Source organism: Bradyrhizobium sp. SZCCHNR1053 (assembly GCF_032381235.1).
In the GTDB taxonomy this organism is placed as follows: Bacteria; Pseudomonadota; Alphaproteobacteria; order Rhizobiales; family Xanthobacteraceae; genus Bradyrhizobium.
This window is the reverse complement of the sequence record NZ_JAUHJM010000006.1, coordinates 32,018-44,493: the sequence shown is the minus strand read 5'-3', so window position 1 is coordinate 44,493 and position 12,476 is coordinate 32,018. Positions and strand designations below refer to the sequence as shown.

The 12,476-nt window shown below is 66.0% G+C and carries 10 protein-coding genes; 6 read left to right on the top strand and 4 right to left on the bottom strand.

The window, feature by feature from the left end; genetic code table 11:
- Nucleotides 1-58: 58 nt before the first annotated feature.
- The 3 genes from QX051_RS16400 (at nt 59) to QX051_RS16390 (ending at nt 2,506) form a co-directional block, all read left to right on the top strand.
- Nucleotides 59-703 (top strand): SDR family oxidoreductase, encoded by a 645-nt coding sequence (locus QX051_RS16400; RefSeq protein WP_315776828.1) that lies wholly within the window; start codon nt 59-61, stop codon nt 701-703.
- Between the two features lie 152 nt (nt 704-855).
- Nucleotides 856-1,782: an oxidoreductase gene (locus QX051_RS16395; protein ID WP_315776826.1), complete on the top strand. Its 927-nt coding sequence runs from the start codon at nt 856-858 to the stop codon at nt 1,780-1,782.
- Between the two features lie 85 nt (nt 1,783-1,867).
- The gene (locus tag QX051_RS16390) at nt 1,868-2,506 is read left to right on the top strand and encodes a DsbA family protein (RefSeq protein ID WP_315776825.1); all 639 of its coding nucleotides are present in this window, start codon (nt 1,868-1,870) and stop codon (nt 2,504-2,506) included.
- Between the two features lie 1,359 nt (nt 2,507-3,865).
- Here the strand turns inward: QX051_RS16390 and QX051_RS16385 are convergent.
- From QX051_RS16385 to QX051_RS16370, 4 genes are read right to left on the bottom strand one after another with little or no spacing between them, the layout of a single operon-like run.
- A complete protein-coding gene (locus QX051_RS16385; protein ID WP_409998107.1) occupies nt 3,866-5,065 on the bottom strand; it encodes a 2Fe-2S iron-sulfur cluster-binding protein in 1,200 nt (399 codons plus the stop codon).
- Nucleotides 5,062-5,892: an FAD binding domain-containing protein gene (locus tag QX051_RS16380; protein WP_315776823.1), complete on the bottom strand. Its 831-nt coding sequence runs from the start codon at nt 5,890-5,892 to the stop codon at nt 5,062-5,064. Before QX051_RS16380 ends, QX051_RS16385 begins: the two co-directional genes overlap by 4 nt.
- Nucleotides 5,889-8,267, bottom strand: a complete 2,379-nt coding sequence (locus QX051_RS16375; RefSeq protein WP_315776822.1) for a xanthine dehydrogenase family protein molybdopterin-binding subunit — start codon at nt 8,265-8,267, stop codon at nt 5,889-5,891. Before QX051_RS16375 ends, QX051_RS16380 begins: the two co-directional genes overlap by 4 nt.
- Before the next feature lies 1 nt (nt 8,268).
- Nucleotides 8,269-9,546, bottom strand: a complete 1,278-nt coding sequence (locus QX051_RS16370; protein WP_315776821.1) for an amidohydrolase/deacetylase family metallohydrolase — start codon at nt 9,544-9,546, stop codon at nt 8,269-8,271.
- A 174-nt stretch (nt 9,547-9,720) separates the two neighbouring features.
- Between QX051_RS16370 and QX051_RS16365 the strand changes: the two genes are divergently transcribed.
- The 3 genes from QX051_RS16365 to QX051_RS16355 all read left to right on the top strand — a co-directional run bounded on the left by QX051_RS16365 (nt 9,721) and on the right by QX051_RS16355 (nt 12,343).
- Entirely contained in the window at nt 9,721-10,206 is a 486-nt protein-coding gene (locus QX051_RS16365; RefSeq protein ID WP_315776820.1) for a MarR family winged helix-turn-helix transcriptional regulator, read from the top strand.
- Nucleotides 10,207-10,630: 424 nt separating this feature from the next.
- Nucleotides 10,631-11,464 carry a nitroreductase family protein gene (locus tag QX051_RS16360; protein WP_315776819.1) on the top strand — a complete coding sequence of 278 codons (834 nt, stop codon included), beginning with the start codon at nt 10,631-10,633 and terminating at the stop codon, nt 11,462-11,464.
- 24 nt (nt 11,465-11,488) lie between these two features.
- On the top strand, nt 11,489-12,343 hold the full coding sequence (locus tag QX051_RS16355) for a transporter substrate-binding domain-containing protein (RefSeq protein WP_315776818.1): 855 nt from the start codon (nt 11,489-11,491) through the stop codon (nt 12,341-12,343).
- Nucleotides 12,344-12,476: the final 133 nt, after the last annotated feature.

The following is a 12,476-nucleotide window of genomic DNA, read 5'->3' as shown; positions in this document are numbered from 1 at the left end:
GATTATGTCAGCAGCCAGAGCAGTTGCTTCCAAGCCAAAAGGCAGGAAGGAAGATGAGATGAAGATTGCTCTCTTTGGAGGGACCGGACCAACCGGAAGACACATTATCGAAGAGGCGCTTCGGCAAGGATATGAGCTGTCCGTCTACACGCGCGACGCCGGAAAACTTTCGGCCTTTGGTAGCAAGATTGAGGTCATCGTCGGTGACTTAAACAATCGCGAAGCGATCAAAGCGTGTGTCGCGGGCTCTGACGCGGTGATCAGCGCCCTGGGGCCCAACAGTTTGAAAGCGCGCGAGAAGCGGCCAATCATGCGCGGCGTCGGCACGATCATCTCTGTCATGGAAGAGCTGAACGTTCGACGGTTCATTCAGATATCGACGGCCATCTATCGTGATCCGAAGGATGGTTTCGACCTCAAGTCTCAAGCATTCGTCATGCTGTTCAGGATAATCGTCCACAACGCCTATGACGACATCAAGGCGACCGCTGGACTAGTGAGCAACTCACATCTCGATTGGACACTGGTTCGGATTCCCAACCTCAAGGATGGGCCCGCAACAGGCCAGGTGGACGCAGGCTGGTATGGCAAGACGAAGCTCGGCACGAAGCTGTCGCGCGGAAACCTCGCGAAATTCCTGGTCGATCAGGTCACTGCCAGGGAGTTCGTACACGCGGCGCCGGGAATAGCAGATCACGTTTAAGAGCAATTGGCTGAGCAACTTGCGGGCATGCGCGCTGCGACTGCCGCTGGTGCACCACTCGATCCGTCATGGTGGCTCGTAACTTCGAGTGCGGTTCGGTGCGGCGTTCAGGGGCGACAGACCAAGCGCGCGTCGAGGGAGAGGAGAAATCCGTGCCATCCGAGGGATTTGCGGCGGCCGATGTGCCCGATCAGTCAGGCAAGTGCTTCATCGTCACTGGGGCCAATACGGGAATAGGCTTCGAAGTGGCGAGCGCGCTGGCGGCTCGGCACGCGCGGGTGTTGCTCGCGTGCCGCGACGAAGCGAAGGCGAGAGCCGCGATGAGCCGGATTCGTCAAAAGACTCCGGGAGCTGAGCTCGCGCTCCTGCCACTTGACCTGGCGGATTTGGCGAGCGTGCGACGGGCGGCTGAACTCGCCGCCAAGGAGCCGCGTGTCGACGTGCTGATCAACAATGCCGGCGTGCAGGGGCCGACGCTGAAGCACACAGCGCAGGGCTTCGAGCAGACGTTCGGCGTCAATCATCTTGGCTGCTTCGCGTTCAGCGCGCTCATGCTGCCGAAGCTCATGGAAACGCCCGGATCGCGCATCGTCGTCACGAGCAGCGGGCAGCATAAGGGAGCGAAGATCGAATGGGACGACCTTAACGCTCAGAAGAGCTACAGGTGGCTTCCACGCTATGGCGCCAGCAAGCTCGCGAACCTGCTCTTCGTCTTCGAGCTGGATCGGCGGCTGAGGGCGGCGGGAGCGCCGGTAACAGCGGTGGCCTGCCACCCGGGTCTTGTCGGAACAAACCTCGCCCGCGGCAGCTGGTGGGGCAAGATAGTGATGTCGCTGATCGGCTTGCTATTCGCCACGCCCGCCATGGGCGCCTGGGGCGAGCTGCACGCAGCGACCGGGCGGATAAAGCCCAGCGGCTACTATGGGCCGACGGGGTTCTCCGAACTGCGCGGTCCTTCCGGTGAAGGTCTTCCCTCCGAGGAGGCGAGGAATCCGCAGCTCGCCAAGCGACTGTGGGATGTGTCCGTCAAGATGACCGGTATCGACCCTGGCTTGCCCTCCGTCGATGGCGCGTCCTGACTTAGGGATGGAAGGCGCCGCGGTCGACGCGAAACGGCTCAGATTAATCCTAGACTGTCGGTTCAATGACCAGAAGGATGAGATAATGCTGCAAATCGATCTTTACACCGAGATCACCTGCCCATGGTGCATCATCGGGCATCACCGTCTCGACAAGGTCCTGGCGGAACGTTTCCCTGAGCTGGATGCCGATATACGCCAGCACCCGGTCCTTCTGCTTCCCGATGCGCCGGAGGAGGGCCTCTACATTCCCGATCTTCTCTTGTCGCGTTACGGCGTGACGGATCCGAAGGCCTCCTTCGCCCGGCCCGAGGCGGAGGCACGCGCGTCTGGCCTTGACCTCGACCTGAGCCGCCAACTCTGGACTTGCAGAACACAGGCGGCGCACGGATTAATCCTTGCGGCGCGCGCACGAGGGACGCAGCATCCGCTCGCCGTCGCGATCACTGATGCGCATTTTCTGGAAGCAAGGAACATCTCAGACGCCGATGTCCTTGCGGATATCGCCGTGGCCCATGGATTCGAACGGGAAGAAGCTCGTGCGATAGCGCTTGACCCCGAGCAACATAGACGTGTCGAGCAGGAGGCGGCCCGATCGATGGCAGCCGGGGTCAGGTCAGTTCCTCACTTCGTCTTCGGCGGGCGCATCGCTATCAACGGAGGACGCAGCGAAGACGAGATTGCATCAGCCATCCGTGAGGCTGCTGCTGTCGCTCCCGCCTAACGGCGATCTGGCCGCCATCGCAGCGAAACATGTAAATTAATGTATCAAGTTCCTTGACGGAGAGCACTTGCGACCCCTCGGCGCAATAAGAATAATTTGGGGTTACGTTGACAGTGCACTTAACTCTGCCGTCGCAACCCGCCGGTCGAAGACCGGGGCCGCGACACCCGTTCGCCGCTATCGCGAGCGCAGGGGCGTTTGAGGTGTGACCGATCTCAAACCACTCCACTTCGAAGCGCTTGCCGCGTATCATGATCGATCCGGGTTCGAATGCAGCGTAGGGCCGCTCGACCTGCATTTTCGGACACAGGCAGGAGAGTACTCGCGCAAGACCATGGCTGCGCCCTTCGTGGGAGATGGCGGATCATTTGATGCGTTCCCGGTCGCCGGGCGACTACTTCAAGCCCTCACCCTGAGGAGCCCGCTGAAGGCGGGCGTCTCGAAGGGCGAGGCCCCAGCTGCGGCCTCATGGTTCGAGACGCGCCGCCTTGGGCAGTCGTCGCGGGACGGGCTGCGGAGCCCGGCGCTCCTCACCATGAGGGTCAAAAGCCGAGGACGGCACTGCACATCGGCCATGAGCTGCGTGTTCATGGAGAGGGTCCAGCGCCGAAATCCGCGCGGCACATTGGCCGTGAGCAGCGTGTTCACGGAGAGAGCGAACGCCAAGCAGCGCTGCGTCGATGTCCGGTGGTGTCGCCGATCGGCTGACTGACCATCTGCCCGACGGGCAATCCGCGCATGCCCAGTATGCGCCAACTGCCCGTCGTGCCAGTTTGTCGCAAACTCATCGCTTGCGCCGTCGGGCAAATCACATCCACATTCTCGCGCATCCCGGCTCGCTGAAGAGGGACGTTTCGCGATCGTCACGAGCGTCGAGCCGGAGATGCGACGGGCGCGTTGCTCTGCAGCCGGGTGTTAAAGCCCGCGCCGACGAACGGAGCGATGCGACGGCGAAGTGGTGTGGTCCTGGCATCGCGGTGCTGATGCCAAGCCGGCGGTGATGATGATCCGCGGGCGACGGGGGCAAGACAGCCGATCCCCGGGGAGAGCGCCTATAACCCGTCAAACCGTCGCGCAGGGAAGGCCGGATATTGGGCTGAACCTGTGGTTCTGCCGCGTGCTTTTTTGCTGCACGCGGACCGCGGGTATCAGTCGATACCCGGTCTTCCCTGCGCCTCTTCGTTGAGAGGCGGTTGAATGAAGACAACAACTCGGGCTCAGGCGGCCGCGAGATCGCGTCGTCACGCCTGCTGTTTGAAACGTGGAGACAGGTGCCGGGACGATGTTCCGCGCTGGTGTTCGGCGCGCTCATTCAAAGCTGACCGTGGACGAGAACCAGTCCGCCGGTGAGAGGCGGCTTCATTGCCCGCGCATGCGCTGCGCGAAGGCCGTAAGCCGTGTCCGTGCGATGTCCATCAGGAGGGCAAGTGCGTTGAGGCGCTGCGGCTCGGCAGTCTCCGCCGGATTCAACGTGCCGTTGAGATGCCGCTCGCAGTTTTGCGCGAACGTCGTCGTGAGGCGCGCCGCCAGATCGCGCACCAACCCGTCGCGCGCGATCTGCGCTAGTGGACCGGAGAGGCTGTAGCGTATGGCGAGCTCGACGCGGGTTGCCCGTCCTTCGTCGATCGGAAGCATGCGCCAGCTGATCTGCCCGGAGGTCGAGCTGCGGCTCTGCTGGTCACGTCCGGTGCCGATCAGCCGGCCGGACAGACTTGCGTCGTCGCGCTCGATCCGCGCGGCGCCGCGGAACACGGCCGCAAGCGGGCCAAGCGCGATCCTGATCTCGCCTTCGATGCGATCGGGGGCCGGCATGGCCGTGATCATCGCGCCGGGAAAGCATGCGGCCAGGGTCGTGAGGTTTCCGAACAGCGCGAAAACCTGCGCAGGCGCGGCGTTCACAGTGAAGGATGCGTCGAAGCTCTTGGCGGGCACGGCCTCGGGAATATCGCGTGTGCTGATGGCAGCGCCCCGGTCAACCGCCATCTCCGCCATTGCTGGCCGCGCTGACGACGCAGCGGTCGCGACCGCGCCCGACTGCGATCCCACGGGTCCGAGCGTCGTGCGTCCGGCGCCGATCACGGCCGCGATGCCACGTTGCCGCCGCGCCTCGATCACGGCGCGGACAGCGCGGACGATCCCGATATAGCCGGTGCAGCGGCAGAGATTGCCGCTCAACCCGACACGGATGGCCTGCTCGTCCGCGTGATCGAGGCGCAGCACGAGGTCGCGCGCCGACATGATCATGCCGGGTGTGCAGTAGCCGCATTGCAGCGCATGCTCGCGCGCAAAGGCCGTGCGCAGCTCGGCTGCGATCTCATCCTCATCCAGGCCTTCGATGGTCGTGACCGCGGCACCATTGCAGGCCACTGCGAGCGTGATGCAGGAGCGGGCCGGAGCGCCGTCGAGCAGCAGTGTGCAGGCGCCACAGACGCCATGCTCGCAGCCGAGATGCGTCCCGGTCAGGTCGAGCCGATCACGCAGGACGTCGGCGAGATGGGTACGCGGTTCGACCGTGGCCTCGGTCGCGCTGCCGTTGACGGTGAGCTGGAGCTTCATCACGCCGCGGCCTCCGCGATCGCCCGCGCGAGCACGCTCACGTGGATGTGCCGGGCGGCCGGATCGGTCACGCCGGCCTGCATCAGCAGGCGGTCGGCGAGGTCGCGATCGAACTGCTGCCCGAGATTGGTGTTCGCTCCGCCAAACAGCGATGAATCGTCGACGACGATCGGCGTCCTGTCGATGGCGCCGATCACAACTCGGCTGCAGGCCTTGTCCGGCTCGATCAGGACGGCGGCCATCGCATGCGCGAATTCGCCGGGCTTGCGGCAGGCCTTGGCGTAGCCGAAGCGCGTCGTGGGCGACAGGGAGGGAAGGCGGATCGCGGCGACGAACTCGCCGGGACGCAGCGCGGTCTGCAGTGCGCCCTGGATGAACTCTGCCACGGCGATGTCACGTTGGCCGGTGGAGCTCGTCAGCCGCACGCCGGCGCCGAGGGCCGTGAGCGTCGTTACCCAGTCGGCGGCCGGGTCGGCGTGACTGAGCGAGCCTCCGATGGTGCCGCGGTTGCGTACGGCGCGGTAGGCAATGCCGCGCGCGATCCGCCGCAGCACGCCATGAGTCACGTCAGGAAGCCGGCCGTCCTCGATGTCGGCATGGGTGACGCAGGCGCCGATCAGGAGAGCATCGCCGTCGCGCTCCGCCGTACGAAGCTCGGCGAGCCCCGCGATGTCGACGATCAGCGGCGGCTGCACCAAGCGCAGATTGAGCATCGGCCCGAGCGACTGGCCACCGGCCATGATCCTTGCGCCGCCGTTGGCGTCCGCGAGCAGGGCGAGCGCGGCGCCGACGCTGTTGGGACGCTCATAGGCGAAGGATGCAGCCTTCACGGCGAGCTCGCTTGCGCCTGTTTCGCTGCCAGCACTGCCGCGACGATGCGGCGTGGCGACAGCGGTGACTGCATCAGCTCCGCACCAAGCGGCCGCAGCGCGTCGTTGACGGCATTGGCGATCGCCGCCGGTGGCGCGATCGCACCGCCTTCGCCGATGCCCTTGACGCCGAACATCGTGTAGGGCGACGGCGTCTCCATGTGAAACAGGCGCGGCTCGGGGACTTCGGTCGGACCCGGCAGCAGGTAATCGGCCAGCGTCGTCGCCAGCGGCTGCGCGGCGTCGTCGAACGGCATCTCCTCGTACAACGCGGTGCCGATGCCCTGCGCCAGGCCACCGAGAATCTGGCCGTCGACGATCATCGGATTGACGAGGACACCGCCATCCTCGACGATGACGTAGTCGAGCAGCTCGACCTCGCCGAGATCCGGATCGACCGCGAGCGTGACGGCATGGGCCGCGTAGGAGAAGGTGCCGCTGTCGCGCACCGGCTTGTAGCCGCTGGTGACCTCGAGGCCGGCCGGGTCGACGTCGTTGGGGAGATCCTGCGGCCGGCGGTACCAGGTGTGGGCGATCTCGGCGAGGCTGACGCTGCCGTTCGGTCCGCAGGCGCGGCCCTCGCGCCACACGATCGCCTCCGGCGCGAGCTGCAGCAGCTTGGCGCCGATGCGCGTGGCGCGCGCGACGAGCTGCGCGCAGGCGGTGCCTACGGCGCCGCCGGCCATCACCATCGAGCGCGAGCCCCAGGTGCCGGTGGAATAGGGCGTCATCGCGGTGTCGCCGAGCACGACGCGGATCTTGCCGGGATCGACGCCGAGCACTTCGGACGCGACCTGAGCCAGCGTGGTCTCGAGTCCCTGGCCGTGCGAATGAACGCCGACGCGCAGCTCGAGCCCGCCGTCGGGCGTCAGGCGCGCGGTGGCCTGCTCATGGCCGGGTACCATCGGGATGCCCCAGCCGGCATAGACCGAGGTGCCATGCGCGGCCTGCTCGCAATAGATCGAGACGCCGGTCCCGATCAGCCGGCCGTCCGCCTCGCCGCGCTGTTGCCGGGCGCGGATCGCGGGGACGTCGATCGACGCCAGCGCCCGCTGCAACGCGCCGGGATAGTCGCCGCTATCGAAATGCTTGTTGGTGATGTTGTCGAACGGCATGTCCTGCGGTTGCACCAGATTGCGCAGCCGGACCTCGCCGGGCTCTAGCCCGGCTTCGGCCGCGACAGCATCGAGCAGCAGCTCGAGCGCGAAGCAGACGCCGGTGCGCGCCACGCCGCGATAGGGCAGGATCGGGCATTTGTTGGTTGCGACCGAGTAGGTGCGGCAGCGATAGGCCGGCATCCGATACGGCCCCGGCAGGATGCTCGCGATCTGCGCCGCTTCGAGGCAGGCCGAGAACGGATAGGACGAGTAGGCGCCGGAATCGACGATCGCCTCGCAATCGATACCGCGCAGGCGGCCGTCGCGATCGGCATAGACCGTGATGTGATAGGCGTGCTCGCGGCAATTCGCGCTCGCACTCAAATGCTCGCGCCGGTCCTCGAGCCAGCGCACCGTCCAGCCCTTTTCCATGGCGAGCCAGCTCAGGCACACTTCCTCGGGCAGCAGGATGCCCTTGTGGCCGAAGCCGCCGCCGATGTCGGGTGCGATGATGCGGATGCGGCCCTGGTCCATGCCGAGGCAGTCGGACAGGCCGTTGCGCACGATGTGCGGCATCTGCGAGCCGGTGTGCAGCGTGAGCTGATCGAGCCGGTGATCGAAGGTCGCGACGACGCCGCGGCCCTCCAGCGGCGCCATGCACTGGCGCGCCGTCGAGATCTCGCGCGTCACCTTGATCGGCGCGTCAAGCGCCGCAGTGATGTCGACCTCGAAATTCGTTTCCAGGAAGACGTTGTCGCCCCAATGCTCGTGCACGAGCGCGCCGCCGGCCGCGCGCGCCAGCCGCATGTCGTGCACCGCCGGCAGCGGCTCCAGGTCGAGCTCGACGGAAGCGGCGATGTCCTCGGCCTCGGCGCGGCTGCGCGCGACGCACATCGCCACGAGTTCGCCGACATGGCGCACCTTGCCCGTCGCCAGCACCGGCTGCTCGGAGATCTTGAAGCCGGGCAGGCCGGAGACGGCGCGGATCGGCTTGATGCCGGCGAGGTCGTCGGCCGTGAAGACGACGTCGCGGTACACCGTGGGAATATGGATCGCCTTGATTCTGGCGTGCGCCATCGGGCTGCGCACGAAGGCGACGTCCTTCATCCCCGGCAGCCTGATGTCGGCGACATATTGACCGCGGCCGCGCAGGAATCGGTCGTCCTCCTTGCGCAGCAGCCGCGCGCCGACGCCATGCGGCGCGCGCTTGTCCGAGACGGTCGGCGCCGCGCCGGCCACGTCAGGCCGCGACCGCTGCAGGTAGGATCGGCGCCGTTGCGTCGTGCCTGACACCGGCGCGCAGGCAGAACACCGGCTGCAGAAGCCGATCGGCAATCACCTCGGTCTTCTCGTTGTCGCGCAGCACGAAGCGCCCTTGCTTCTCCTGGAGCACGCTGACATCGGCCGCCATGCCCGGACGCAGTGCGCCGATCCGATCGGACAGGCCGAGCATGGCAGCGGGATTCGACGTCACCATCGGCACGACCTGCTCCAGCGTCAGCCCGAGTGCGACCAGCGAGCTCATCGCCTGCACGAGGCTGAACTTGGCCTGGCCCGCGAACGGATGGTTCTCGTCGTCGGCATGTTCGTCCGGCGTGCCGGCGGGCGCCGGCACATGCGTGTTGTAGCCGTGGATGTCGGCGCCGAGCGTATGCGGCACGATGCCGGCGTCGATCGCCTTGCGCGCCAGGCGATAGGAGAAATGGCTGCCGTGGCCGACGTCGACCTTGAGCCCGCGGTCCAGCGCGGCCTGGATCACCGGATGCACCTCGCCCCTGGTGTTGACGAAGCCGCCGGGATGCCGCGTGAACGGGTGCGCCAGCACGTCGCCCGGACGCAGCAGCGGGATCACGCGCTCCAGGATGGTGTCGACATCCTCGCCGTTGGTGCCGCTCGCCGGCAGGCCCCACAGCTGGCCGAAATGGACATAGACCGGGAGTTCGGCGCGGCGGCCGATCTCCGCGGCCATCTCGATGACCCGGATGCCCCAGCGCGCGAAGCCGCCGATCTCGGCATGCGCCTTGATGCCGCGGACGAGGTCGCGGTTGGCCACAGCTGACTTCACCGTCGCGTCGATGTCGACGCAGTCGGGCCGATAGAGATCGGGGTAGTAATGGCCCTCGAGGCCGCCGACCAGATAGGCCGACAGGAACGCATAGACGCGCGACTGCGCCTGCTGGGCGACGAAGTGCCGGAAGCCGGGCAGGGTCATGCAGGACGGACCGCCCTGGTCGATCAGGCTGGTGACGCCCGACTGCACGCCGACCATGTCCGCATTCATGCCGAAGCGGCCGGTGACGTACTGAAAGACATGGGCGTGGGTGTCGATCAGTCCGGGAAGCACGAGCTGGCCGGTGACGTCGACGACATCCCTGGCGCTGGTCGGCAGGATATCGGACTGGACAGCGGCGATGCGGCCATTGCGGATGGCGACATCCTTCAGTCCATCGATGCCGGAGGCGGGGTCAATGACACGACCGCCGCGCAGCAGCAGGTCGAACGAGGCGCTCACGGACATGCAAGGTCTCCTTTCCGGGCGGTGTGTTTGTCCCGGTCAAAGCCTTCCTCGACGAGCCGGCGCGGACGATACGCCGACCAATTTACGAAGCATACTTCGCATTACATCAAGATCCGTGCCATAGACAGCTTCAAATTGATGCAGCGTGATCAGCGCTTATGCGGGAGCCGTTCGATGGCCGGAAAGACTAAGCCGAAAGCAGATCCGTCGTGGCCGCTCGAGGAGCGTCCGGGCTATCTGATCAGGCGGCTGCATCAGATCCACGTCGCGCTGTTCCAGGAGAAATGTGCCGCTTATGAGATCACGCCGTTGCAGTACAGCCTGTTGACGGCGCTGGCGAAACGGGGGACGGCGGATCAGACGGCGCTGGCCCAGGACATCGCGCTCGACCGGACCACGACGACCGGCGCATTGAAGCGGCTGCAGGCGCGCGGCTTCGTCGATCGCAGCGTCGGACCGCACGACCGGCGGTCGCGGACCTGCCGCCTGACCCGTTCCGGCGCGGCCTTGCTGCGCAAGATCGAGCGGCCGGCACGGGCGGCGCATCTCGCGACGGTCGCGGATCTCACCAAGGCCGATCAGAAACGCTTCATTGCCATGATGCAGGCGATCGTCAAGGCGCAGGGCGAACGGCTCGATGCGACACGATCGCCAGACTGAGCGCGCCCGACCGCGATGAGTTCCGATTAGATAATGGGCATGGTGCTGCCCGAAAAGCAGCGCGTCGCCGGAGTGCAGTATCCGGTCGGGGCGCCGTCGCCGTAAATACGAAGCATGCTCCGCATTCAGGTGCTGCGGCGTTTTGTCCGCAACCGGCGCATTTGGCTGCTCATTTTCGGTGAAGATCGTTGCAGGAGCGGTCGCGCTGCGCCAGGCCCCGCGACATCTGGCATGTCCCTTGCTCACATCTCGAATAATAGCTGCGGAAGCCGCGGCGAAATCGATCCGGGGCGGCGACACCGATGTCGCAGCGCGTGGGGTGAGCAATGCGACGTCTGCCGCTGCGGGATCCGCCGATCATGGCTCAGGCCAATGGCGTTCGTTCGACCTGGCGCGTCGCGCGTGATGCAATAGGGGCGCTGTGATGTCCGAGCATGCCGATGCCCTCGCCACACGCTTCGGAGACGGCGGACCCGATGGCGGCGATGTCGAGGCCAATGCGTTCCTGCGCGGCGTGCTGTCGCGCAAGACGGTGCGCCGCTATAGCGACCGGATGCCGGAGGAGGGGCTGCTCGACCTGCTCGTCGCCTGCGCGCTGAGCGCTTCGGCCAAGTCGGATTTCCAGCAGGCTTCGGTCATGCGCGTGCGCAATGCCGACAAGCGGGCGGCGATCGGCCGGCTGTTTCCGAGCATGCCCTGGATCGGTGCGTCGCCGGTGTTCTTCGTTTTCCTCGGTGATGCGCGGCGGCTGCAGCGCATCGGCGAGCTGCGCGGCAAGCCGGTCAGGAACGGCACCCTGGAAGGCTTTTTCAACGCCTCGGTCGATGCGGCGCTGGCGCTGCAGACCATGATCCTGTGCGCGGAGTCCGCTGGCCTCGGCACCTGTCCGATCAGCGTGATCCGCAACGAGATCGACACGGTCGCCAATGTGCTGGAACTGCCCGACATGGTGTTTCCCGTCGCTGGGCTGTGTCTCGGCTATCCCGCGGCAGAAGGCCATGTCAGCCTGCGGCTGCCGCGCAGCATCACCACCCATGTCGACCGCTACGGCGACGATGCGCTGCCCGCGGCGCTCGACGATTACGACCGGCGGCGCCATGCGCGGCACGCGATTCCGAAGGAGCAGCAGCGCGGCAATGCCGAGTTCGGCGAGGCCGATTTCTACGGCTGGTCGGAGGACAAGGCGCGGCAGGCCGCCAAGGCCGAAGGGGCTGCCTTCCCACCCTATCTGCGCGCGCACGGCTTCAGCTTCGACTGATCAGTTCATGTAAGGAGATCCGAGATGACCAAGCTTTCGTTTCCCCGCCTGTCGCTACCGTCGCGGCGAGCAGCGCTTGCGCTGCTGGCCGCCGCGCTGACCTTGCCGGCCGCGTTCAGCGCCAACGCCGGCAGTCTCGACGAGATCAAGAAGCGCGGTCTCATCGTCGCGACCGAGGACGATTTCCGTCCCTTCGAGTTCGTCAAGGACGGCAAGCCGACCGGCTTCGACAACGAACTGATCGAGGATCTGCGCAAATACGCGCCGTTCGAGATCAAGCAGCAGATCCTGCCGTGGACAGGCATCCTGGCCGGCGTCTCCACCGGCAAGTACGATGTCGCCATCACCGCGGCGATCATCACCAAGGAGCGCAAGAAGTCGCTCGACTTCACCAGCCCGATCGCCGACGCGACGCACTATTACGTGAAGCGCAAGGACGACAAGAGCATCTCCGCGATCAAGGATCTCAGCGGCAAGACCGTCGGCGTGCAGGCCGGCAGCGCGCTGCTGGGGCGGCTGCCCGAGCTCCAGGCGATGCTGGAAAAGGAGGGCGGCAAGCTCGGCAAGGTGGTCGAATACACCTCTTATCCCGAAGCCTATCAGGATCTCGCGCTCGGCCGTGTCGACTACGTCGTCAACACCGTCATCAACATCAAGGCGCTGGTCGCCGAGAAGCCGAACGTGTTCGCGGTCGGTCAGCCCGTCTCCGGCAAATCCTATCCGGCCTGGGCGGTCGCCAAGGGCAACACGGAGCTGGTCGAATTCCTGAACGGCTTCATCGCCAAGGAGAAGGAAACCGGCCGGTTCGCCGAGTTGCAGACGAAGTGGTTCGGCGAGGCCTTTCCGGATCTGCCGGTCACGTTCGAGCCGGAATTCTGACGCCGCGGATGAGGTGCAGCTGATGTGCGGGTGGCGAACGCTGCGCGCCGGTCCGCTCGACGGCCAGGTGCCCCTGCATCGGACGAGGTTGGCCGATGCAGGGCGCCGGCCGTCCGGCCTCGCCACGGATGGC

Bases quoted from the DNA above. Each gene is read 5' to 3' on its own strand.
- QX051_RS16400 (WP_315776828.1), top strand. From the start codon at position 59: ATGAAGATTGCTCTCTTTGGAGGGACCGGACCAACCGGAAGACACATT.
- QX051_RS16390 (WP_315776825.1), top strand. From the start codon at position 1,868: ATGCTGCAAATCGATCTTTACACCGAGATCACCTGCCCATGGTGCATC.
- QX051_RS16370 (WP_315776821.1), bottom strand. From the start codon at position 9,546: ATGTCCGTGAGCGCCTCGTTCGACCTGCTGCTGCGCGGCGGTCGTGTC.
- QX051_RS16365 (WP_315776820.1), top strand. From the start codon at position 9,721: ATGGCCGGAAAGACTAAGCCGAAAGCAGATCCGTCGTGGCCGCTCGAG.
- QX051_RS16360 (WP_315776819.1), top strand. From the start codon at position 10,631: ATGTCCGAGCATGCCGATGCCCTCGCCACACGCTTCGGAGACGGCGGA.
- QX051_RS16355 (WP_315776818.1), top strand. From the start codon at position 11,489: ATGACCAAGCTTTCGTTTCCCCGCCTGTCGCTACCGTCGCGGCGAGCA.